At 70.0% G+C, this 23,774-nt stretch carries 16 protein-coding genes; 12 read left to right on the forward strand and 4 right to left on the reverse strand.

Translation table 11 applies throughout. The annotated features are described in order from the left end of the window. Nucleotides 1–70 precede the first annotated feature (70 nt). The 7 genes from WME90_RS04120 to WME90_RS04150 all read left to right on the forward strand — a co-directional run bounded on the left by WME90_RS04120 (nucleotide 71) and on the right by WME90_RS04150 (nucleotide 13,082). The gene (locus WME90_RS04120; protein ID WP_437279750.1) at nucleotides 71–673 is read left to right on the forward strand and encodes a glutathione S-transferase N-terminal domain-containing protein; all 603 of its coding nucleotides are present in this window, start codon (nucleotides 71–73) and stop codon (nucleotides 671–673) included. A 263-nt stretch (nucleotides 674–936) separates the two neighbouring features. Then, on the forward strand, nucleotides 937–4,863 hold the full coding sequence (locus WME90_RS04125; RefSeq protein WP_437279751.1) for an ATP-binding protein: 3,927 nt from the start codon (nucleotides 937–939) through the stop codon (nucleotides 4,861–4,863). A gap of 524 nt (nucleotides 4,864–5,387) precedes the next feature. Beyond that, the gene (locus WME90_RS04130) at nucleotides 5,388–9,311 is read left to right on the forward strand and encodes an ATP-binding protein (RefSeq protein ID WP_437279752.1); all 3,924 of its coding nucleotides are present in this window, start codon (nucleotides 5,388–5,390) and stop codon (nucleotides 9,309–9,311) included. Nucleotides 9,312–9,446: 135 nt separating this feature from the next. Then, entirely contained in the window at nucleotides 9,447–10,139 is a 693-nt protein-coding gene (locus WME90_RS04135; protein ID WP_437279753.1) for a hypothetical protein, read from the forward strand. A gap of 223 nt (nucleotides 10,140–10,362) precedes the next feature. Next, complete coding sequence (locus WME90_RS04140; RefSeq protein ID WP_437279754.1) at nucleotides 10,363–11,400, forward strand: NADP(H)-dependent aldo-keto reductase; 1,038 nt, start codon at nucleotides 10,363–10,365, stop codon at nucleotides 11,398–11,400. Beyond that, a complete protein-coding gene (locus tag WME90_RS04145; RefSeq protein ID WP_437279755.1) occupies nucleotides 11,397–11,525 on the forward strand; it encodes a hypothetical protein in 129 nt (42 codons plus the stop codon). Before WME90_RS04140 ends, WME90_RS04145 begins: the two co-directional genes overlap by 4 nt. A gap of 252 nt (nucleotides 11,526–11,777) precedes the next feature. Continuing rightward, nucleotides 11,778–13,082, forward strand: a complete 1,305-nt coding sequence (locus WME90_RS04150) for an aminotransferase class V-fold PLP-dependent enzyme (RefSeq protein ID WP_437279756.1) — start codon at nucleotides 11,778–11,780, stop codon at nucleotides 13,080–13,082. A gap of 144 nt (nucleotides 13,083–13,226) precedes the next feature. Here WME90_RS04150 and WME90_RS04155 read toward each other — a convergent pair whose 3' ends face one another. After that, nucleotides 13,227–13,703: a VOC family protein gene (locus tag WME90_RS04155; RefSeq protein WP_437279757.1), complete on the reverse strand. Its 477-nt coding sequence runs from the start codon at nucleotides 13,701–13,703 to the stop codon at nucleotides 13,227–13,229. 666 nt (nucleotides 13,704–14,369) lie between these two features. Here WME90_RS04155 and WME90_RS04160 point away from each other — a divergent pair. Both WME90_RS04160 and WME90_RS04165 read left to right on the forward strand, forming a co-directional pair. After that, complete coding sequence (locus WME90_RS04160; protein WP_437279758.1) at nucleotides 14,370–14,621, forward strand: hypothetical protein; 252 nt, start codon at nucleotides 14,370–14,372, stop codon at nucleotides 14,619–14,621. A gap of 489 nt (nucleotides 14,622–15,110) precedes the next feature. Continuing rightward, a complete protein-coding gene (locus tag WME90_RS04165; protein WP_437279759.1) occupies nucleotides 15,111–16,472 on the forward strand; it encodes an MFS transporter in 1,362 nt (453 codons plus the stop codon). A 128-nt stretch (nucleotides 16,473–16,600) separates the two neighbouring features. Here the strand turns inward: WME90_RS04165 and WME90_RS04170 are convergent, their stop codons facing one another. Further along, nucleotides 16,601–17,842, reverse strand: coding sequence for a cytochrome P450 (locus WME90_RS04170; RefSeq protein ID WP_437279760.1), 1,242 nt, complete (start codon nucleotides 17,840–17,842; stop codon nucleotides 16,601–16,603). A 171-nt stretch (nucleotides 17,843–18,013) separates the two neighbouring features. Here WME90_RS04170 and WME90_RS04175 point away from each other — a divergent pair, with 171 nt between their 5' ends. Both WME90_RS04175 and WME90_RS04180 read left to right on the forward strand, forming a co-directional pair. After that, on the forward strand, nucleotides 18,014–19,186 hold the full coding sequence (locus WME90_RS04175) for a patatin-like phospholipase family protein (RefSeq protein WP_437279761.1): 1,173 nt from the start codon (nucleotides 18,014–18,016) through the stop codon (nucleotides 19,184–19,186). A 198-nt stretch (nucleotides 19,187–19,384) separates the two neighbouring features. Beyond that, a complete protein-coding gene (locus WME90_RS04180; protein WP_437279762.1) occupies nucleotides 19,385–20,023 on the forward strand; it encodes a hypothetical protein in 639 nt (212 codons plus the stop codon). Nucleotides 20,024–20,138: 115 nt separating this feature from the next. Here WME90_RS04180 and WME90_RS04185 read toward each other — a convergent pair whose 3' ends face one another. Further along, nucleotides 20,139–21,089: an RNA ligase family protein gene (locus WME90_RS04185; RefSeq protein ID WP_437279763.1), complete on the reverse strand. Its 951-nt coding sequence runs from the start codon at nucleotides 21,087–21,089 to the stop codon at nucleotides 20,139–20,141. A 154-nt stretch (nucleotides 21,090–21,243) separates the two neighbouring features. Here WME90_RS04185 and WME90_RS04190 point away from each other — a divergent pair, with 154 nt between their 5' ends. Beyond that, nucleotides 21,244–23,154 carry a response regulator gene (locus tag WME90_RS04190; protein ID WP_437279764.1) on the forward strand — a complete coding sequence of 637 codons (1,911 nt, stop codon included), beginning with the start codon at nucleotides 21,244–21,246 and terminating at the stop codon, nucleotides 23,152–23,154. Nucleotides 23,155–23,208: 54 nt separating this feature from the next. Here WME90_RS04190 and WME90_RS04195 read toward each other — a convergent pair whose 3' ends face one another. Further along, complete coding sequence (locus WME90_RS04195) at nucleotides 23,209–23,766, reverse strand: hypothetical protein (protein WP_437279765.1); 558 nt, start codon at nucleotides 23,764–23,766, stop codon at nucleotides 23,209–23,211. Between the last annotated feature and the right edge of the window lie 8 nt (nucleotides 23,767–23,774).

A 23,774-nucleotide genomic window follows, 5' to 3' on the forward strand; every position in this document is an offset into this window, starting at 1 on the left:
CGCGCCGCGCCTCGCCCCTTGTATCGTCGGATCGTTGCTCCTTTCCTCGCCCGGTGGCCTGCTGATCTCCATGAAGCTCTTCTACGCGCCCACATCCCCCTTTGCCCGCAAGGTGCGGGTCGCCGCCCACGAACTACAGCTGGGAGACCGGATCGACCTCGTGCTCGTCAATCCCTGGTCGGATGCGGAGCTGCGGTCCCTGAACCCGCTGGCCAAGGTGCCGACGCTGGTCCTGGAAGACGGGCAGGTGCTCTTCGAGTCGGCGCTCATCTGCGAATACCTGGACCACCTCGCGGCCGGCGGGTTGTATCCAGCGCCGGGCGAGGCGCGGTGGAGCGCCTTGCTCCGGCAGGGTATCGCGGACGGCGTCAACGCGGCTGCCGGACGCCTCTTCGCCGACGAACATCGCCCATCCAACGAGCGATCGAGCAGCGTTATGCAACGCCAGGCGGCCGCCATCGAGGCCGGCCTCGACAGGCTGGAGCGTGACGCCGGCGCGCTGTCGGGAGCGCTCGCGGACATCGGCGCGATCTCGGTCGCCTGCGCGCTTGGCTACCTCGACTTCCGCTGGCCCGATCGGGCGTGGCGAAGCGGCCGGAGCGGCCTGGCGCGCTGGTTCGACGTCGCCAGCCAGCGCCCGTCCATGATCGCCACGCAGCACCACGCGCGGTGATCTCCTGAAGGGCGATCGCCCTGGATCGGTCTGGAGATCGCGCTGACCCCCTGTCTCTCGCTGCCGGCGCGACGGGCTTTGCTGCTCGCCCCGGCGTTTCAGGCGACCGCGTTCTGCCTTGCTGGATCGCCGCGCGATCTTCGCAGGCCGCCGCGCTCGCCCGTGTCCTCGGCCGCCGGGGCGGCTCGAGGCTGATACCGCCTCAGCCATGTGCCGCCTGTCCGTGTGGCAAGATCCGTGGATTTCATTCACCATGGCGCTGCATGGGGCCAGCCGGCATACGGAAGAAATCTTCGGATGTCGTCGCGCCCTCGCCCGATGGCCTCGCCCTGGACGCGAGCGCCGCGGACTGCCTCGCCGGGGGCGGAGAGATGGGCGCGCTGATGCGCTCGATCGACTGGTCGAAGACGAAGCTCGGCCCCGTCGCCAACTGGCCGATAAGCCTCAAGACCGTGGTCGGCCTCGTGCTCGGCAATCGGTTTTCCATGATCGCGTTGATCGGGCCGGAGTTGCTGCAGATCTACAACGATGCCTATCGGCCTATCTTGGGCAATAAGCACCCTGCGTCGATGGGCGCCCCGGCGGCCGAGGTCTGGGCCGAGGTCTGGGACGTCGTCGGCCCGATGGCGCTGAGCGTGCTCGACGGCGGGCCCGCGACGTGGAGCGAGCACCTCCTGCTGCCGGTGCAGAGGCGAGGCTTCGTCGAGGAGACGTACTTCACGCTCTCCTTCAGCCCGATACCCGGCGACACCGAGCGGGTCGTCGGCGTCCTCATCACGGTGAAGGAGACCACGGAGCAAGTGCTCGACGCGCGCCAGCTCCACATGCTGCGCGATCTCGCGACGCGCTCGGCCCAGGCGAAGTCTGCCGAGGAGGCGTGCTCCACAGCCGCGGAGATCTTCGCGGCGAACGGCGATGACCTGCCGTTTTCGCTGCTTTACCTCTCGGACGGCGACACGGGCGACGCGCGGCTCGTCGGCGCGAGCGGGCTCGACGAGTATCAGGGAGCCGCGAAGCCAGAGCGCATCTCCCTCCACGAGCACGCCGACGCGTCCTCGACCTGGCCGCTCGCGGAGGCGGCGCGCGCCTCCGGCGAGCTCCTCGTTTGCGATCTCGCGGCCCGCTTCGGCGCCTTGCCCCTCGGCCGCTGGGGCAGCGCGCCGGAGCAGGCGATCGTCCTGCCCCTCTCGCGGCCGGGCCAACATCGTCCGTATGGCTTCCTCGTCGGCGGCGTCAGCCCGCATCGCCTGCTCGACGAGTCGTATCGCGGGCTGTTCCGGCTGATCACCGATCAGGTGGTGACCGCCATCGCGAACGCGCGGGCCTACGAGGAGGAACGCAGGCGCGCCGAGGAGCTCGCCGCGATCGACAGCGCGAAGACGCTGTTCTTCAGCAATGTCAGCCACGAGTTCCGGACGCCGCTGACGCTGATGCTCGGCCCCATGGAGGACGCGCTCGCGTCGCCGGAGCGCGCGCTGAGCGGCGAGCACCTTTCGCTCGCCCACCGCAACGCGCTGCGCCTGCTGAAGCTGGTCAACGCGCTGCTCGACTTCTCACGCCTCGAGATGGGCCGCGCGCAGGCGTCGTACGAGCCGACGGACCTCGCCGGCCTCACGGCCGATCTCGCGAGCGCGTTTCGCTCCGCGATCGAGCGAGCGGGGCTCGGGTTCAAGGTGGACTGCCCGAAGCTCCCGGAGCCGGTGTTCGTCGACCGGGACATGTGGGAGAAGATCGTCCTGAACCTGCTGTCCAACGCCCTGAAGTTCACGTTCGAGGGCGAGATTCTCCTATCGCTTTGCTCGCGCGGGGACCACGTCGAGCTCGTGGTGCGCGACACGGGCACCGGCGTCCCCGAGCGCGAGGTGCCGCGCCTCTTCGAGCGCTTCCACCGCATCCAGGGGGCGCGCTCGCGGACACACGAGGGCTCCGGGATCGGGCTCGCGCTCGTGCACGAGCTGGTGCGCCTGCACGGCGGCAGCATCCAAGCGGAGAGCCGCCTGGGCGAGGGGACGGCGTTCACGATCGCGATCCCGCGCGGGTCCGCGCACCTGCCGGCGGAGCGCATCCGCGCCGAGAAGACGCTCTCGTCGACGGCGACCGGCGCCGCGCCCTACGTCGAGGAGGCGCTGCGGTGGCAGCTCGTCACGGAGGCGCCCGCCCTGGCGCTCGCCCCGGCCGATCGCGCCGAGCCCGCCCCTGTCGCCGTCCCGCTCGACCCGAGCACGCGCATCCTCGTCGCCGACGACAACGCCGACATGCGCATGTACGTGCGGCACCTCCTCGATGAGCGTTGGACCGTCGAGGCCGTGGGCGACGGCGCCGGCGCGCTCGAGATCGCCCGGCGATCGCCGCCGGATCTCGTCATCGCGGACGTGATGATGCCGGGGCTCGACGGCTTCGGCCTGCTCCGGGCGCTGCGCGCCGATCCGGCGACGCGGGGCGTGCCGGTGATCATGCTCTCGGCGCGCGCGGGCGAGGAGTCCCGCGTCGAGGGGCTCGCGGCCGGCGCCGACGATTACCTCGTGAAGCCGTTCTCTGCGCGCGAGCTCATCGCCCGCGTCGCGACCCACCTCCAGCTCGCAGCGCACCGGCGAGACGCGGAGCGGGAGCGCGAGAGGATGTACGAGCTGTTCGAGCGCGCGCCCGTCGGGATCGCCGTCTACCGTGGCCCGGAGCACGTCGTCGAGATGGCGAATCCGCAACTCGTGTCCATGGTGGGCCCTCATCGTGAGGTGATCGGACGCACGTTGGCGCAAGCCTTCCCGGAGATCATCGGCTCGCCGCTCCTCAAGGTCTTCGACCGGGTCTATGCGACGGGCGAGCCGTTCGTCACCTATGAATGCCGGTTCGACCTCGATCGCGGGCGCGGCGGGCTGGAAGAGTCGTACTGGAGCTTCAACATGCACCCCATGCGTGAGCCGGGCGGTGCCGTCGTCCGGATCCTGGTCATTTCGCTCGACGTCACCGAGTACGTGCGGGCGCGAATGAAGCTCGAGGAGGCGGCGCGAGAGCGCGAGGAGCTGCTGCGCCGCGCGGAGGACGCGCGGCGCGACGCGGAGCGGGCGAACCGCTCGAAGGACGAGTTCCTGGCGATGCTCGGCCACGAGCTGCGGAACCCGCTCGCCCCGATCGTCACGGCGCTCCACCTGATGCGCCTCCGCGCCGGGGGGCACGCCGAGCGCGAGCGGCTCGTCATCGAGCGCCAGATCAAGCACCTGACGACGCTGGTCGACGACCTGCTCGACGTCTCCCGCATCACGCGGGGCAAGGTCGAGCTGAAGAAGCAGCGTATCGAGATCGCGGAGGTCGTGGCCAAGGCGGTCGAGCTGGCGAGCCCGCTGCTCGAGCAGCGCCGGCACCGCCTCACGGTCGCGGTCCCCTCGAGCGGCCTCGCCGTGGACGGCGACGTCACGAGGCTCGCCCAGGTGATCTCGAACCTGCTCACGAACGCCGCGAAGTACACCGAGAGCGGCGGCGAGATCGCCGTCCGGGGCGACCGCATGAACGGCGAGATCGTCCTCTCCGTGCGCGACAACGGCATCGGCATCGCCCCCGAGATGCTGGCGAGCGTCTTCGAGCGCTTCGTGCAGGAGCGCCAGGCGCTCGACCGCGCCCAGGGCGGCCTGGGCCTGGGCCTCGCGATCGTCCACAACCTCATCGCGATGCACGGCGGCCGCGTGAGCGCGCACAGCGAGGGCCGCGGGCGCGGGAGCGAGTTCACGATCCGGCTGCCGGCCGTGGCGACCGCCCGCCCGTCCGAGGCCGCGCCGGCGCGCCCGCCGGCCGAGGTGCAGGGGACTCCGGCTCCCGCCGAGCGGCGTCGCATCCTGCTCGTGGACGACAACCTCGATGCGGTCGAGCTGCTGGCCGAGTCGCTGGGCGCGATGGGGCACACGACGCGCGTTGCCTCCGATGGCCCGTCCGCGCTCCGGATCGCGGAGGAGTTCGCGCCCGACGTCGCGCTGCTCGACATCGGGCTTCCGGTGATGGACGGCTACGAGCTCGCGCGGCGCCTCCGCGAGCAGCCGGCGGGCGAGCGCGTTCGCCTGATCGCGATCACCGGTTACGGGCAGGAGGCGGATTTCCGGCGCTCGAAGGGGGCAGGGTTCGAGACGCACCTCGTCAAGCCCATCCAGATCGATCGGTTGACGGAGCTCATCGAGGAGCCTCCGGCCCGCGGGGCCGAGTGAGCCACGCGCCGTGACCGCGCCCGGAGCGCTCTGGCGACGCGCGCCGCGACGAGACCGACGCAGCTTCTGCCGGGAGTACCAAGAGGAATGTGAGGAGGGGGCCGCCTATAGCTACTTCAAGCTCAACGCAGCGAAGATGGTCAATCCATACGAAGCTTCGAAGAGCCTCGCTACCAGCTCGTCGAGGATGGATCGCACGAGCTGTCAGCCACGTTCATGGTCGGCTATGACGAAGGCGCCCTCACCGCCACCGAATCGTGGTCGGTCACGGTGCCCTTCGAGCTGCCCACCGCGGTCGTGAACGTGATCGTCGAGCAGCGACGCCGGTGGACTGGCGGGCTTCGCCGTTCGCCCCGACCCTCTCCGGCGATCACGCTCTGCCGTACCGCGCCACCGCGCCGTCCCCGGAGGACGCCGCGCTCGCCCGTGTCCTCGCCGCCGGGGCGACTCGAGGCCGGCGGCGCCCGAGCCGTGTGGCGTGTCCCTGTGGCAAAAGCCGTGGATTTCATCCACCATGGCGCTGCATGGGGCCAGCCGGCATACGGAAGAAATCTTCAGTTGTCGTCGCGCCCCCGCCCGATGGCAGCGCCCTGGACGCGAGCGCCGAGGACTGCCTCGCCGGGGGCGGCGAGATGGGCGCGCTGATGCGCTCGATCGACTGGTCGAAGACGAAGCTCGGCCCCGTCGCCAACTGGCCGATAAGCCTGAAGACCGTGGTCGGCCTCGTGCTGGGCAATCGGTTCCCCATGCTCGCGTTGATCGGACCGGAGCTGCTGCACATTTACAACGATGGCTATCGGCCTATCCTGGGCATGAAGCACCCTGCGTCGATGGGCGCCCCGGCGGCCGAGGTCTGGGCCGAGATCTGGGATGTCATCGGCCCGATGGCGCTGAGCGTGCTCGACGGCGGGCCCGCGACGTGGAGCGAGCACCTCATGCTCCCCATGAACCGGCGAGGCTTCGTCGAGGAGGCGTACTTCACGTTCTCCTACAGCCCGATACCCGGCAACAACCAGCGGGTCGCCGGCGTCCTCGTCACGGTGCAGGAGACCACGGAGCAAGTGCTCGACGCGCGCCAGCTCCACATGCTGCGCGATCTCGCGACGCGCTCTGCCCACGCGAAGTCTGCCGAGGAGGCGTGCTCGACAGCCGCGGAGATCTTCGCGGCGAACGGCGCCGATCTGCCGTTCTCGCTGCTCTACCTCCTGGACGGCGACGCGGGCGACGCGCGCCTCGCTGGCGCGAGCGGGCTCGACGAGTACCAGGGAGCCGCGAAGCCGGCGCGCGTCTCCCTCCACGATCGAGGTGACGCGTCCTCGACCTGGCCGCTCGCGGAGGCGGCGCGCGCCTCTGGCGAGCTCCTCGTGGGCGATCTCGCGGCCCGCTTCGGCGCCTTGCCCGGCGGCCGCTGGGGCGGCGCGCCGGAGCAGGCGATCGTCCTGCCCCTCTCGCGGCCGGGCCAACATCGCCCGTATGGCTTCCTCGTCGGCGGCGTCAGCCCGCGCCGCCTGCTCGACGAGTCGTATCGCGGGCTGTTCCGGCTGATCACCGATCAGGTGGTGACCGCCATCGCGAACGCGCGGGCCTACGAGGAGGAACGCAGGCGCGCCGAGGAGCTCGCCGCGATCGACAGCGCGAAGACGCTGTTCTTCAGCAACGTCAGCCACGAGTTCCGGACGCCGCTGACGCTGATGCTCGGCCCCATGGAGGACGCGCTCGCGTCGCCGGAGCGCGCGCTGAGCGGCGAGCACCTTTCGCTCGCCCACCGCAACGCGCTGCGCCTGCTGAAGCTGGTCAACGCGCTGCTCGACTTCTCACGCCTCGAGATGGGCCGCGCGCAGGCGTCGTACGAGCCGACGGACCTCGCCGGCCTCACGGCCGATCTCGCGAGCGCGTTTCGCTCCGCGATCGAGCGAGCGGGGCTCGGGTTCAAGGTGGACTGCCCGAAGCTCCCGGAGCCGGTGTTCGTCGACCGGGACATGTGGGAGAAGGTCGTCCTGAACCTGCTGTCCAACGCCCTGAAGTTCACGTTCGAGGGCGAGATTCTCCTATCGCTTTGCTCGCGCGGGGACCACGTCGAGCTCGCGGTGCGCGACACGGGCACCGGCGTCCCCGAGCGCGAGGTGCCGCACCTCTTCGAGCGCTTCCACCGCGTCCACGGGGCGCGCGCGCGCACGCACGAGGGCTCCGGGATCGGGCTCGCGCTCGTGCACGAGCTGGTGCGGTTGCACGGCGGCAGCATCCAAGCGGAGAGCCGCCTGGGCGAGGGGACGGCGTTCACGATAGCGATCCCGCGCGGGTCCGTGCACCTCTCGGCGGAGCGCATCCGCGCCGAGAAGACGCTCTCGTCGACGGCGACCGGCGCCGCGCCCTACGTCGAGGAGGCGCTGCGGTGGCAGCTCGCCGCGGAGGCGCCCGCCGACGCGATCACCTCGGGCGAGCGCGTCGAGCCCGCCCCTGTCGCTGTCCCGCTCGACCCGAGCACGCGCATCCTCCTTGCCGATGACAACGCCGACATGCGCATGTACGTGCGGCGCATCCTCGATGAGCGTTGGACCGTCGAGGCCGTGGGCGACGGCGCCAGCGCCCTCGAGATCGCCCGGCGATCGCCGCCGGATCTCGTCGTCGCGGACGTGATGATGCCGGGGCTCGACGGCTTCGGCCTGCTCCGGGCGCTGCGCGCCGATCCGGCGACGCGGGGCGTGCCGGTGATCATGCTCTCGGCGCGCGCGGGCGAGGAGTCCCGCGTCGAGGGGCTCGCGGCCGGCGCCGACGATTACCTCGTGAAGCCGTTCTCTGCGCGCGAGCTCATCGCCCGCGTCGCGACCCACCTCCAGCTCGCAGCGCACCGGCGGGAGGCGGAGCGAGAGCGCGAGAGGATGTACGAGCTGTTCGAGCAGGTGCCCATCGGGATCGCCGTCCACCGTGGCCCGGAGCACGTCTTCGAGATGACGAACCTGCACTATCTGACCATGGTGGGCCATCGGGGCGTGATCGGACGCACGTTGGCGCAAGCCTTCCCGGAGATCGTCGGCTCGCCGCTCCTCGAGGTCTTCGATCGGGTCTATGCGACGGGCGAGCCGTTCGTGACCTACGATTACCGGTTCGACATCGATCACGGGCGCGGCGGGCTGGAAGAGTCGTACTGGAGCTTCAACCTGCACCCCATGCGTGACACGGACGCTGCCGTCACCCGGATCCTGGTCGTCGCGCTCGACGTCACCGAGTACGTGCGGGCGCGAATGAAGCTCGAGGCGGCGGCGCGAGAGCGCGAGGAGCTGCTGCGCCGCGCGGAGGACGCGCGGCGCGACGCGGAGCGGGCGAACCGCGCGAAGGACGAGTTCCTGGCGATGCTCGGCCATGAGCTGCGGAACCCGCTCGCCCCGATCGTCACGGCGCTCCACCTGATGCGCCTCCGCGCCGGGGGGCACGCCGAGCGCGAGCGGCTCGTCATCGAGCGCCAGATCAAGCACCTGACGACGCTGGTCGACGACCTGCTCGACGTCTCCCGCATCACGCGGGGCAAGGTCGAGCTGAAGAAGCAGCGTATCGAGATCGCGGAGGTCGTGGCCAAGGCGGTCGAGCTGGCGAGCCCGTTGCTCGAGCAGCGCCGGCACCGCCTCACGGTCGCGGTCCCCTCGAGCGGCCTCGCCGTGGACGGCGACGTCACGAGGCTCGCCCAGGTGATCTCGAACCTGCTCACGAACGCCGCGAAGTACACCGAGAGCGGCGGCGAGATCGCCGTCCGGGCCGAGCGCGCCGGGGGCGAGGTCGTCCTCTCCGTGCGCGACAACGGCATCGGCATCGCCCCCGAGATGCTGGCGAGCGTCTTCGAGCGCTTCGTGCAGGAGCGCCAGGCGCTCGACCGCGCCCAGGGCGGCCTGGGCCTGGGCCTCGCGATCGTCCACAACCTCATCGCGATGCACGGCGGGCGCGTGAGCGCGCACAGCGAGGGCCGCGGGCGCGGGAGCGAGTTCACCATCCGGCTGCCGGCCGTGGCGAGCGCGCGCCCGTCCGAGGCCGCGCCGGCGCGCTGGAGGGCCGGGACGCAGGGGACTCCGGCTCCAGCCGGCCGGCGTCGCATCCTGCTCGTGGACGACAACCTCGATGCGGTCGAGCTGCTGGCCGAGTCGCTGGGCGCGATGGGGCACGCGACGCGCGTTGCCTCCGATGGCCCGTCCGCGCTCCGGATCGCGGAGGAGTTCGCGCCCGACGTCGCGCTGCTCGACATCGGGCTTCCGGTGATGGACGGCTACGAGCTCGCGCGGCGCCTCCGCGAGCAGCCGGCGGGCGGGCGCGTTCGCCTGATCGCGATCACCGGTTACGGGCAGGAGGCGGATTTCCGGCGCTCGAAGGGGGCAGGGTTCGAGACGCACCTCGTCAAGCCCATCCAGATCGATCGATTGACGTCGCTCATCGAGGAGCCTCCGGCCCGCAGGCCCGGGTGATCCACGTCAAAGATCCTCGGCGACGACACGACGTGACCGCGCCCGGAGCGCTTTGGCGACGCGCGCTGCGGCGAGATCGACGCAGCTTCTGACGGAGAAGGAACGATGGATACGCAACGCACGCGAATTGCGAGGATGGGTGTTCTGATCGTAGGGTTCGCCGCGACCGCGGGATGCACGCTGATCTCGGGGGTAGGATCGCTTGATTTCAACGGTGAGGCCGCTGGAGGAGCTGGCGGGAGCGGTGACGCCGGTGGCGGCGGCGCCGAAGCGGGAGGCGGCGAGGCCGGCGGCGCCGGCGGCGGTGGAGGCGAAGCGGGAGGCGGCGAGGCCGGCGGCGCCGGTGGCGGCACGGGCGGCGGCGCAATGGTCCAAGAGTGCGTGCCCGGCAAGGGGGTCGCCGTGGGCGCCCGCGTCTGGGGGGACGCGTGGCTCAACGGGTTCGTTCTTCATTGCGCCGACTTTCAGAGCGACGGTCACACGGGGGACGGGTACGATGCCGGCCCGGTGATCGGCGGCATGGCGGGCTCTCACGTCTCCAAATTCTGCGACTACCCCAAGAATGTCGTGGCGTTCAGGTATACGTACGACGCAGAGCATGTGTACCAGGTCCAGTTCGGTTGTTCGACGCCCGAGGTATGGAAATCGTCGACGCCCAGCGTCGAACAATGGCTCGATCCCATCGGCGGGACGACGGCCGGCCCGCAGGGGTACGAAGAGCAATGTGGGGAGGGGTCCGCCTATAGCTACTTCAAGCTCGACGTCAGCGAAGATGGTCAATCCATACGAAGCTTCGAAGATCCTCGCTACTGCTTGCAAATGCCCTGATCCCTCCCAAGGCCGTCTCTGGAGACCCTGCGCCTCGGCGAGATGATCCTCCTCTGCGGGGCGGCAGCGACCGGGGACCCCCTGCGCCGCGGGAGGCGAGCTCCAGGTCTCCCGGCGCGGTCGAGCGCGGAGATGTGCTGGTCCGCTATAAAAGAAATTGCGTCCGTTATAGTGGACATCGACGCTGCCCCGTGGTACTGGGCATCCAACGGACGGGACAACCATGCACTACCGACAGCTGGGTGACAGCGAGCTCCGGGTCTCGGAGCTCTGCCTTGGGACGATGACGTTCGGCGAGCAGAACACGCTCGAGGACGCCAGAGCGCAGCTCGACTACGCGTTCGACGCGGGGATCAACTTCATCGATGCGGCCGAGATGTACCCCGTGCCGACCCGCGCCGAGACGCAGGGGCGCACGGAGAGCTACGTGGGCGAGTGGCTGAGCCAGCGGCCGCGCGACAAGGTGATCGTCGCGACGAAGATCGCGGGGCCGGGGCGCCCGATCCCGTGGGTCCGCGGCGGCTCTCTCGCGATCAACCGCGCCAATGTCCGGCGCGCGGTCGAGGACAGCCTGCGGCGCCTCAGGACCGATTACATCGATCTCTACCAGATCCACTGGCCCGATCGGTACGTGCCGCAGTTCGGCGCGACCGCCTACGACCCGGCGAATGAGCGATCGAGCACGCCGATCGCCGAGCAGCTCGCGGCGTTCGCGGAGGTGATCCGCGACGGCAAGGTCCGCTATTTCGGCCTCAGCAACGAGACCGCCTGGGGGGTGGCGCAGTGGAGCCGCGTCGCGGCGCAGCTCGGGCTCCCCAGGCCGGTGTCGATCCAGAACGCCTACAGCCTCGTCAACCGCACGTTCGACGCGGCGCTCGCGGAGGCCTCGCGCCGCGAGGACGTGCCGCTGCTGGCCTATAGCCCGCTCGCGTTCGGCCTGCTCACGGGCAAGTACCTGGGCGGGCCGCCGCCGGGCTCCCGGCTCGCCCGGTTCGAGACCTTCGGCCAGCGTTACAGGAAGCCCAACGTGGACGAGGCGGTGCAGGCCTACGTGAAGCTCGCGCGCGCGCACGGCCTGAGCCCGGCGTCGCTCGCGCTCGCCTTCGTGCGCAGCCGCTGGTTCGTGGCGAGCACCATCCTCGGGGCGACCACGGTCGAGCAGCTCGAGGAGAACGTGAAGAGCGCGGGCGTGGTGCTCGATGAGCAGGTGCTCGTCCAGATCGAGCAGATCCACGCCCGGTACCCGAACCCGGCGCCGTGAGCCCGCCGGCCGCAGCGCCGCTGATCCCGCGGGCGGCGAGGCTCTCGTTCGCCGAGGCCGACGAGCGGCGCTTCATGGCGAGGGCGCTGGAGCTGTCGCGCGCCGCGCGGGGAGAAGCTTGGTGATCCGGGATTGTCCAGCGCGCGCTTCGAGACGGGATTGCACCGACATGGCGGACCTGCTGCGATCTGCCCATTGTCGCAAAAACTCATATCTTTTCAAATAGTTATCTTCGTCATCGGCCGCCGTGCATACTCCGCGGCCTGCGCGGGGCGGGGAGGGGGAGGCTCCCCTGCTCGCGGAAGCGCGGCGCTCCCCGGGCGCGCAATCCTGCGGTTCCGGAGGGCTGCGCCCGGCAGGAAGGGAGGAGACGGGGAATGACGAAGCTACCCAGGCGAAGCCTGCTCGAAGGCCTGCTGGCGCTGGGCGCCGCGGGGTGCGCGCCCTCGGAGGCTGCGACCGCCGCGAGCGATCGGCCGCAGCCGCGCCCGCCGACCGACGCGTGGCAGCGCGTCCGGGGCGAGTTCGAGGTGTCGCCGGCGTGGATCCACATGGCGAGCTTCCTGCTCGCATCGCACCCGCGGCCCGTCCGCGAGGCGATCGAGGCGCTGCGGAGGGAGCTCGACGACAACCCGGCGCACGCGCTCGACGCGCACGAGGATCCGGCGCCGGTGCGCGAGGCGGCCGCGGCGTACATGGGCGTGAGGGCCGAGGAGATCGCGCTCACGGGCAGCACCACGATGGGGCTCGCCTCGCTGTACCTCGGGTTGCCGCTCCGGGCGGGCGACGAGGTGCTCACGACGGTGCACGATCACTACGCCACGCACGAGTCGCTCCGGTTCGCCGCGGAGCGGACGGGCGCGAAGGTGCGGAAGATCGCGCTGTACGAGCGGAGCAGCGCCGCGTCGGCGACGGAGATGGCGAGGGCGATCGAGGCGGCGATCGCGCCGGCCACGCGGGTCGTGGCGATCACGTGGGTTCACTCGAGCACGGGGGTGAGGACGCCGGTGCGCGCCATCGCCGAGGTGGTCGCCCGGGCGAACCATGGGCGGGCGCCGGGGGATCGCGTCGTCTGCTGCGTGGACGGCGTGCACGGCTTCGGGGTCGAGGACGTCACGATGGCCGACCTCGGCTGCGACTTCTTCTCGGCCGGCTGCCACAAGTGGATCTTCGGGCCGCGGGGCACGGGCGTGCTCTGGGGTAGGGCCGAGCTCTGGCCGATGCTGCGCCCGAGCATCCCGCACTTCGGCCGGGAGGGGTACGGGGCCTGGCTGCAGGGGCGGCCGGCGCCGCCCACCACGGCAAACATGATGTCTCCCGGAGGATTCCACGCCTTCGAGCACCGCTGGGCGCTGCCCGCGGCGTTCGCGTTCCACCGGCGCATCGGAAAGGCCAGGGTCGCGGCCCGCATTCATGCGTTGAACCGGCAGTGCAAGGAGGGGCTCCAGGGGATGAGGCACGTCACGCTGCACACGCCGGTCGACGACGCGATCTCCGCGGGGCTCGTCTGCTTCGAGGTCGCGGGGATGACGCCTGCGGCCGTCGTGGAGAGGCTCCGGGAGAGGAAGATCGTCGCGTCGACGACGCCTTATGCGACGCGCTATGCGCGCGTGGCGCCGAGCCTGCTCAACTCGGAGGCGGACGTCGAGGCGGTCCTGCGCGAGGTCCGCGCGCTCGCGTGAGGGGCGCGGGGGCGAAGCGGACGCCGCGGCGCGGGACGGAGCCGCGAGGGCGCGAAGCCATCGCCGCCGGCGCGCAGCCGCCGCGAAGCGGCGCAGAGGGCCGGCCATCCCTGACCGGACCTCTGGCGGGCGGAGCGAGGTCGCCTATCGGGCGGCCTCCTCGAGCCGGGCGATGTCGATCTTCTTCATCTGCATCATCGCCTGCATGACCCGCCCCGCCTTGGCCGGCTCCGGGTGCTGGAGGAGCCGGATCAGGGCCGACGGGATGATCTGCCAGGAAACGCCGAACTTGTCCCTGAGCCACCCGCACTGGCTCTCGGCGCCGCCGTCGGCCGTGAGCTTGCTCCAGAGCTCGTCGACCTCCTCCTGCGTCTCGCAGGTGACGACGAGCGAGATCGTCTCGTTGAACTTCTCGCGCGCGCCGTTCAGGAGGACGAAGGGCTGGCCTTTCAGCTCGAGCTCGGCGGTGATGAGCGAGCCCTTGGGCCCTGGACCCGCGTCTCCGGAGCGGAGCTCCGAGAGGATCCGTGCGCCCTTGAAGATCGACAGGTAATGCCGCACCGCCTCGTCGGCGTTGTTCTCGAACCAGAGGCACGTCTTGATCGTCTGCGTGGTGGCCATGATCGGGGCTCCTGGCCGGGTCGGGCCCGGCGGTGAGGTGAGGGCGGCGCGGTCACCGCGACCGCGCCCTCGCCTGGATGTCGGAGCACGGTGCGCTGGCTCGACATGGCGCCGACGATTTTTTTTTCGGGTCGCCGGGGCGTCCGGGCTCCTGGGTTGTCGGGGCGTCCGGGGGGGACGGGATGGCAGACCACCGGGCGGCCGCCGTGATCCGCCGGCCGCCGCTCCGGGGCGGCGCCGGGCGAGGATGAGCTCGGGGGCCGGGTGGAACGGCGTGGTGATCCGTGAGAGAGCACGCGCATGAGACACATCCTCGACGGGTCGGTGGGGGTCGTCCTGGCCGCGGGGCTCTGCGGCGCTGCGTGCACGGCGTCGGCGCAGGAGCCTACGGGCTCGAACGTGCCTGCCGGTCCGGACGCGCCTCCCGCCTCGAACGTGCCTCCCGGCCCGGACGCGCCTCCGGTCGACGCGCCATCCGCCCCAAACGCGCCTCCGCGCTCCAACGCGCCTCCGCGCTCCAACGCGCCTCCGGTCGACGCGCTTCCCGGCCCGAACGCGCCATCCGCCCCGAATGCGCCTCCGCGTTCGAATGCGCCTCCGCGTTCGAACGCGCCTCCGCGCTCGAACGCGCCTCCGGGGAACCCGCCTCCTGTAGAAAGGCGGCGCGTGCCGCCGGTGGCCGCCCCGATGGGCGAGCGGATCGTCGTGGGCGGCGATCCGTGCAAGAGCGACGCCGATTGTGTGCCCGTGTGCGCGTGCCACGCGGCCGCGTGCATCGCGAAGGCTACCGCGCCCACGTGCGATCGCGGCCTGATGTGCACGCAGGAGTGCCGCGGCGGGACGATGGATTGCGGCGGCGGCTGCCTCTGCAAGGACGGCCGATGTGCGGCCCATCTGGTCAACGTGCCGACGCCGTGAGCCGCGGGCTGGGGCGGCCAGGACACCCGAGACCCCCCGCCTCCGCCCGCCGGGCCCAAGGCGTGGCGCTCGTGCGCCCGGCACCGCAGAGCGCAGGCCACCGCCTCGTGAGCCCGCTTGGCGGGAAGCGCCTGCCCCTCGCGGCCGCTAGCAGGCGCCGGCTGGCAGGCGCCCCGACCGTGCGGTGTGCCGTGATGGTCACGGCGAGGATATCAAAAGGAAACATACCCTTCGCAGCCGCTGGCAGGCGCCCCGACCGAGCACCGCGTGCCGTGATGGTCACGGCAAGGATATCAAAAGGAAACATACCCTTCGCAGCCGCTGGCAGGCGCCTCGACCGCGCGCCGCGTGCCGTGATGGTCACGGCAAGGATATCAAAAGGAAACATACGTTTTACGACTCATTTACGGGCCTCGTTTTATGGATCCGTCCAGAAGCCTCGAGCTCCGCACCCCGAGGTCCTTCAGAACCGGCAACCCGCGAGGCACCATGGCCCAGGCTACCAAGGCGAATAAAATCGAGCTTTTTTCACTCTCGACTCCAGCGATGCGCGCATTCCACCTGAGCTGGCTGGCGTTCTTCGCCTGCTTTTTCGCGTGGTTCGCGGTGGCACCGCTGATGCCCGTCATCAAGGGCGAATTCGGGCTGACCGGCGCGCAGATCGCCAACATCAACATCGCGGCGGTAGGGATCACGGTGGCGGGCCGCCTGCTGATCGGGCCGCTCTGCGACAAGTACGGTCCGCGTGTGACCTACACGTGCTTGCTCGCGTTCGGCGCCATCCCCGTGATCGGGATCGCCCTTGCGCAGAGCTACGAGGTCTTCCTGTTTTTCAGGCTGCTGATCGGCATGATCGGCTCGAGCTTCGTGATCACGCAGTATCACACGTCCGTCATGTTCGCTCCCAACGTGGTCGGCACCGCGAACGCGGCCAGCGCGGGCTGGGGCAACGCCGGCGGGGGCGTCACGCAGTCGACCATGCCTTGGGTGCTCGCGGCGGTGCTGAGCCTGGGTGTCTCCTCGTCCGTCGGCTGGCGCATCTCGATGCTCGTGCCGGGCGCGCTCATGCTCGTCGTGGCGGTCCTCTATTGGAAGTTCACTCAGGACTGCCCGCAAGGGAACTACAAGGACCTCCGCGCGGCGGGCGTCGAGATCGAGAGCGGGAAGAAGGGCGGATGGGAGGTCTTCAAAGCGGCGGGGCGCAACTACCGGGCTTGGATGTTGTTCTTCACGTACGGAGCCTGCTTCGGGATCGAGCTCTTCGTGCACAACGTGGCGGCCAGCTACTACGTGGATCGCTTCAACCTCGATCTCCAGACCGCGGGCTTGGCCGCGGGTAGCTTCGGGCTCCTGGCGCTGTTCGCGCGCGCGATGGGCGGCATGCTCTCGGATCGGCTGGCACAGCGCAAGGGCCTGGACGCCCGGACGACCCTCTTGTTCGTGCTGATGATCGGCGAGGGGCTCGGCCTGCTCTGGTTCTCCCAAACGAAGACGGTGGGGATGGCGGTGCTCGCGATGATCTGCTTCGGGATGTTCACGCACATGGCTTGCGGCGCCACCTACGCGCTCGTGCCCTTCGTCGATCGCAAGGCGCTCGGCGGCATCGCAGGTATCGTCGGCGCGGGCGGCAATGTCGGCGCGGTCGCGGCGGGGCTCCTGCTCAAGGCGGTCGGCGACATCCAGCACTGCTTTGCGTTGCTGGGCCTCGCCGCGCTCGCCACGTCGGTGTGCGCGATCGTGGTGCGCTTCACGGCCGCTCACAAGGCCAACGAACAGGCCCTCTACGATCAAGCGCTCGCCGGTCGCGTCACCCAAGGCGGCGCCGCGGTCAGCGTCGCGCGCGCGACCTGAACGCGCTCGACACCCCAGGTGCCGCAGCTCGCGGAGCGCGGGCGCAAGGCCACGTAACAGCGCCGCGGCGCTGGCCGACCTGAGCGTGCGCCGCGAGCTGCTGCCCCGGCGCTCCGACCAGCTTTCCCTTACGCGCTCGCTCCCTGCCCGCTGACGTCCCAGGCGACGTCGAGGGACACGGGTCCTCGGAACATGGTGACCTGCCGGAACTGCACAGGTCGATCGCCCGCGAGGCGAAGGCCTTGCAAGCGCTGCGTGAGCACGGACAGCGCCACGCGCCCCTGGAGTCGCGCGAGGGGGGCGCCGAGACAGAAGTGAACGCCGCGGCCGAACGCGAGGTGCTCGCCCCCGTCGGGGCGCCCGGGCTCGAAGCGCGAAGGGGCTTCGAAGACGGCCTCGTCGTGGTTGGCAGAGCCCAGGAGCGCGAAGACCCGCGCACCCTTGGGGATCGTGACATCCCCGATCGTCACGTCGACGCTGGCGACACGGGTCGTCCCGGGGACCGGGCAGTCCCGGCGGAGGGTCTCCTCCACGACGGCGGCGGCGAGCGACGGATCGCGCGCGAGCGCGGCGAGCCTGTCGGGGTGCAGGAGCAACAGGTGCACCCCGTTGCCGAGCAGGTCCGTGGTGGTCTTGTGGCCCGCGAACACGAACGCGGTCGCATAACTGACCGCCTTGGCCATGTCGAGCTGACCGCTCGGGTCCGTGGCCGCCTGGACGAGGACGGTGAGGAGGTCGTCGGCCGGCGTGGTGCTCCGCGCGGAGAGGAGCCCCGCGAGGTGGTGCTGCATGGTCACCACGCTCTCGGCCGCTCTCACCCACGCGTCGGTCGGTAGGTGACCGCTCATGAGCAAGCGCGCCGCGTCATCTGCCCATTGACCGAACTTGCCGGCGTCGGCCGGCGAAACACCCAGGATGCCGGCGATGACCGCCACAGGCAGCGGGCTGCAGAAGCGCGCCATGAGCTCTGCCCGGCCGTCTGCCTCGAACGAGGCCACGAGCTGGTTTGCCAGCGTGGAGATGGCGCCCTCCATGGAGGCGATTCGCTCGGCGGTGAAGGCGGCGTTCATCTTCCGCCGGACCGAGGTGTGCTCCGGTGGGTCGAGGTGGATGATCGAGGTCGTCCGCGGGAACCCCCTTCGCAGGACGGCCACGACCTCGGGCGGCGGCTCCTTGACGCTCATCGTGGTGAGCCGCGACGAGAACCGGTCCGTGTCGCGGAGGATCGCGGCGACATCCGCCTGCCGGGTAGCCACCCACATGCCCAGGTCTTCGCAGAAGAAGACCGGCTCCTCCGCGCGCGCCTTCGCGTACTGCGGATACGGGTCCTGCTGCACTTCCGGCGAGAAAAACGAGAAGACACGGGCCATGGGTCACCTTGGGTGCGAGGAAATCCAGCCCATGTCTACCATGCCAGCGGGCGTCGCGATGTGGCGCCAGCCTCGACTCGGGCGCTTTGTTGGCCGCGAGGCCCCAAGCTGGCTCGTGACGCTGGCTTGACGCGCCCTTGTGCCGGAACAGATTCAAACGAGACCACAGATGTGTACAGCACGGCAGGCCACACCATGAGCAGCACTCGACCACCGGAAGGTAACGACACGCACGACACGCCAGAAAGCCAGGACAGTCTCGAGGCCGAACGACCGAAAATCGGAATCAACCTCGCGCTTGAAGGCGGCGGCGTCAAGGGGATAGCTCTGGTGGGGGCCATACAGGCCCTGGAGGAGGAGCTCGAACAGAACAAGGATTACTTTCTTGGCAGCACGGAGGCTCGCATGGTGGGGACCTCCGCGGGCGCCATCGTCTCCACCCTGTTCGCGGCCGGCTATACGTCATCGGAGCTCAAGAAGATCATCGGCGGCCCCGAGATCGCCCGGTTCGCCGACAGCTCGTGGTTCGGCCGCATCCCGGTGGTCGGCAACCTGGAGAGGCTGAGCGGGCTCCTGCTCCACCTGGGGATGTACAAGGGGGACTACTTCACGGATTTCATCCGAGAGCTGCTCCGCGAGAAGAAGAAGACCACGTTCCGAGATTTCATCGACCCTCGCAACGCCGGGCTTCGGCAGAACAGATACCGACTACGCCTGGTTGCGTCCGACATCACGAGAGGACGCATGCTCATCCTCCCAGACGACATTGAGAGCGACAGGTACGGATACGATCCAGACGATCTGGACGTCGCCTTGGCTGTCCGGATGAGCATGAGCGTACCATTTGTATTCCGACCGGTGCGGCTCACGGGGCGCAACGGCGTGACGAGCTTCATCGTGGACGGCGGGCTGCTGAGCAATTTCCCGATCAGGCTGTTCGATCGGCCGCGCCCCGGAGCGCCCGAGGCCACCATCGGGATACGGCTCCTGAGCGACAGGATGCATCAAATTCGATCTCCATTCATGGCGTTCCGGGCGGCGTACGCCCTCGCATCCACCGCCCAGGAGGCGCACGACATCAGCGACACGGAAGAGCTCATGGACCTGCTGAAATGGGTCAGGGTCATCCAGATAAACACAGGGAAGATATCTCCGTTCAAGTTCGAGCTCAACCCGTTCGAAAAGGAGCTTCTCTACGACGAAGGCTACAGGTCCATGGCCCATCAGATCCGCCTCTTCCTCGAGGTCGTGAGGATAGCGCAAAAGGCCGCCGAAGCGGCGGCGGGAACGGCGCGAACGGTGGAGAGGGTCACGCCGGTGCGGATTCTTCGCAATAATAGTTGATGGAAATTGCGACGGCGAGGCTCCAACTAGACGTGTGAGCTCAGTGGCAAGATAGTCTATGCCTTGCTGCCGAAATGACGGATGGTATCGAGCGGTAAATGGCAGTGGTGCTGGTGCAAGGAGATGTCACATGAGCCCCACTCACGGGCGAAGCGTAAGGGGCCTCATCGCGATTTTGGGTGCAGGGCTTCCGATATCATGTCATATGGATATGGGGCCAATGAGCTCACTGCAGAATTGGGCCGGGACAATGCCGCCCTCTCCGCTCCAGCCACCACAGCGGAGCGCACCACCAGATTTGAAGATCCAGGTGGGTTCAACTTTGCTCCTCCAACATGGGAGGATTATTACGATCTGGCAAACGAACGCTGTGTCGACGAGAGAAAGATCGGCGGGTTCCCCGTCGAGGAGATCCGCTTGGCAGGAGGGGGCTCCGACCTGAGGTACAGATGCCTCTCTTCGGGGGCGCTCGCGACGAGCATCCGGCGGGATCCGATAGCGTACCCTATACCGGGATCCTGGGCAAAATCGAGCCAGTTCGGAAGGGGCAAATGTCTCCGGGATAACTACGAAGGTGGTTTTATTGTCAATGTACCAGGAGCGCCTATGAGGCTCGTCTGCGTCCACGCAAGCCGTATTTTGACTCCTCGCCGAGATATACTGGAGCCTGAATGGCAAGAAGAGCTGGAGATGAACGAATGGCAGACAGCGTCCCTGGTGGCCGAGAAGGTGTGCAACCAACATGGCTACGCTGGGGGTGGCCTCTTTGACGGCACGAGCGAAGGCGCAGGAGAGAATCTCGTCTACGGGGTTCTCTGCTTCAATGCCGAGGAATAGCTCGGGCCCGACGTGCGACCGCGGCAGAGCAGCGTGGGCGCCCGGCCAGCGGCGTCGTGACCGCACGGGGCGGAGACGCGCGATTCGCTCCCGCCTGATCGCTCGGCGCCGCGGCTCAGAGCCGCTCCGCCGCGACGGCCGCCCTGACGGCGCGCTCCAGCGCCTCGCCGTCCTCGGGCGAGAGCGCCCGCATCGCGCCGGGGAACGCCGCCTCGAGGTCCACGAGCACGTCGAGGGCGGCCTCCTCGTCGACGGCCGCCCTGTCGTGGCGCCCCACCTTCGAGGCGGCGGACGAGAGGCGCGGGCCGTTCACGAGCCGCTCCCCCCAGCGGATCAGCGTCGCGAGGTCGACCGGGCGCTCCGGGTCCCACGGCGCGCTCTCGTCGAAGCGGTCCTCGCGCATCTCGGCGATCTTGCGCTTCAAGGCCATGTAGGCCCCGGCCGGCATGCGGACGTCGGGCTTGGCCACAAGCCCCTCTGCGAGGTTCTCCGGGCCGAGCGGCGGCAGCCCCAGGGCGGACGCGACGCGCGACGGGAAGCGCTCGGGCACGGCGGCGACCTCCGCCTTGCGCCCGCGGGCGAGCAGCGGGGGCATCATGAGCCCCGCCGCGGCGGCGACCGGGGCCGCCTCGCTCCAGGCCAGGAAGGCGTCCTCGCCGCCGTCGATCGCGCGCAGCTCGAAGGGCGCCCACCGCAGGTCGGGCGCGTACCAGACCCCGGTCTGCACGGCGCTCACGCCGCCCGCGGGCACGTCCGGATGGGGGTAACCGCCGCCGAAGAGCTCGCCGTAAAGGACGAGCCGCGCCGCGCCGACCGCCGCGAACGCCGCGCGGGCGGCGTCCCGGAGCGACGCGCGGAGCAGCTGCCAGCCAAAGAACGGGTCCTCGTCCCGGAGCCACTCCTTGCGCTTGCCGAAATGGACGCCGGCCGCGTCGACGCCGATCACGAGCTGCGCGCCGTGGATCTTCTCGAGCGCGACCCAGGTCGGCGCGTCGCTCGCGCCGAGGCACGGCATCTTCGGGAAGGCGAGGAACTCCATTGCCGGCGACGATAGCGCCGAGGACACGGCGAGTCCTCGGGCTCCGGGATGGTGCGTTGCGTCGTCCGCGGCGGAGGAGCCTGCCGCTCGCCGCTCCACCCTCGCCGCGATCGGCGGCGAGGGCGAGAGACGCTTGACTTCCGGGAAAGCGTTTGAGTTTCTTAGTCCTCAGGGGGTCACCATGTTCGCTGAGCCCAGCCGGGCGCCGCCTTTGCCTTGCTTTCGCCTCCTGCTGATCGAGGACAGCGCCATCGCGGCCTCCATCGTGCAGAGCCACCTCGAGGCCGCGTCGTGGCAGCGCGCCGAGCTCGCGCACGCGGAGACGCTCGCCGCCGGGCTCGCGCGCGTGAGGGAAGGGTGGGATGTCGTGCTCCTCGACCTGTCCTTGCCCGACGGGGAAGGCATCGAGGTGGTCGAGCGCGTGCGGGCGGTGGATCCCCATGTGCCCATCGTGGTGCTGACGGGCCACGACGACGTCCGCCTCGCGGAGCGCGCGCTCGGCGCCTCGGTGCAGGACTACCTCGTGAAGCGCCGCCTCGACGCGGACGCGCTGTGGCGAGCCATCCGCTATGCGGTCAGCCGCCAGCAGCTCGTGACGCAGCTCGCGCGCGCGATGGCGGAGGCCCGGGAGAACGAGGCGAACCTGCACCAGCTCATCGCCCGGAGCGCCGATGGGGTGATCGTGGTCGATCCCTCCGGGGCGGTGCTCTTCGCGAACCCCGCCGCGGAGTCGCTGCTGGGCGACGGGCGCCCCGTCGCCGGCCGGCGCTGTCCGGAGGCGCTCTGCGCCGGCGAGACGACCTTGGAGCTCGGAGGGCAGCAGGTCGTCATCGACGTCCGCTGGGTCGACGTGGACTGGCAGGGGCGCCCCGCGAGCATGGCGCTCCTGCGCGACGTGACCGGGCGGCGCCGGGCCGAGGAGCTGCGGTTACGGCTCGAGCGCAGCGAGCGGCTCGCCGCGGTCGGCCAGCTGGCGGCGGGCGTGGCTCACGAGATCAACAATCCTCTCGCGTACGTGGTGGCGAACCTGGAGCTGCTCGCCCGCGAGGTGCGGCGCCTGGCCGACAAGGGCGTCGCCACGGAGCACCTCGCCCAGCCGCTCGCGGACGCCCGCCACGGCGCCGCGCGGGTGGTGGACATCGTCGGGGATCTCGGGGTGTTCGCGCGCGTGGAGGCGAACGAGGCGAGCGGGCCGACCGACGTCAACGCGGTGATCGAGAGCGCGCTCAACATCGTTCATGCCCAGATGAAGCACCGCGCGCGCGTCGTGCGCGAGCTCTCCCCGGTCGCTCCCGTGGGCGGCGCGGAGGGGCGCCTGACGCAGGTGTTCGTCAACCTGCTCATCAACGCGGCGCAGTCGATCCGGGAGGGGCGCGTCGCCGAGAACATCGTCGAGGTGCGCACCCGCGAGCAGGGCCGGGAGATCGTCGCGGAGATCGTGGACTCGGGCTGCGGCGTGCCCGAAGAGCACATGCACAGGCTGTTCGAGCCGTTCTTCACCACGAAGCGCGCGGGGGAGGGGACGGGGCTCGGACTCGCGATCTGCCGCAACATCGTTGAGTCGTGCGGCGGGACCATCGGCGTCAGCAGCAAGCCGGGCGTGGGCACCTGCGTCCGCGTCCGGCTGCCCATCTGGGCGAGCGCCGAGCCGGCCCCTCGTCGCGTGCCGCCCGCGCCGGCTCGCGACGAGGGACCGACGAGGCGCGCCCGGATCCTCCTCGTGGACGACGAGCCGCTCCTCCTGCGCGCGCTCTGCGGGCTCCTAGAGCCATCCCACGAGGTCGTGTGCGTGGGCTCCGGCAGAGAGGCCCAGAGGACGCTCCGGCAGGACGCGGACTTCGATGTCGTGCTCTGCGATATCGTGATGCAGGAGGGCACGGGGATAGAGCTCCACGAGTGGATCGAGGCGGAGCTGCCGGCGCTCGCTGACCGGGTGATGTTCATGACCGGAGGGGCGACGAGCGAGGTGAGCAGGAGGTTCCTTTCGGCGCACGGGGGGCGCATCCTGCCGAAGCCGATCGATCCGGCGGAGCTGCTCCGCCGGATCCATGCGCTGCTGCGGTCGAGAGCGGTAGAGCCGCGGGCGACCTAGGTCACGAAGGGGGAGTCTGTGCCGCCCCTGCGCGCCGCCGGCCGCGCGATGCGCTCACGTCCCGCCGCAGGCGTCGTATTCCGTTTGACACACGTCCATGCCCGCCTGTTGCACGCACGCGCTGCAGTCCGCCCTGATACCCTGGCCGGCGCACTCCGCCTCGCACTCGTCGGCGCACACGCCCGCCGCGCAGACGCAGGCGATGAGCGCGTCCGTCTCGGGATCTTGCAGCGGATCCGTGCTCGGATCGCAGCCTTGCACGCACGCGCAGCAGATGCCGTCGCCAGGGCAGCAGCCGTCGCCGCGCCCCAGGGGACAGCTGCAGTCGCCGCCGCCTTCTTCCATGCACGGCCCGTAGCCGCTGCCGTCGGCGAGGCACGTCGCGACGCCAGGCAAGCTGGCGGCGTGACAGGTGCACGACATGGTCTCGCCAGGAGTGCAGGTTGTGCCCGTGGCCGAGCTGGAGTCCGTCGAGCTTTCGCTGGTCGAGCCTTCGCTTGTCGAGCTGGCGGTGGACCCGCCGCTCCCGGACGGCTCCGGGTCGGTCGTCGTGGAGCCGCACGCGGTCGCGAGCGCAGCCGTGAACAAGCAGGGGAAAAGGATGTTTCGCATCGGCGTCC

The sequence above is a fragment of the Sorangium sp. So ce375 genome (genome assembly GCF_051473855.1).
Classification (GTDB): Bacteria; Myxococcota_A; Polyangia; order Polyangiales; family Polyangiaceae; genus Sorangium.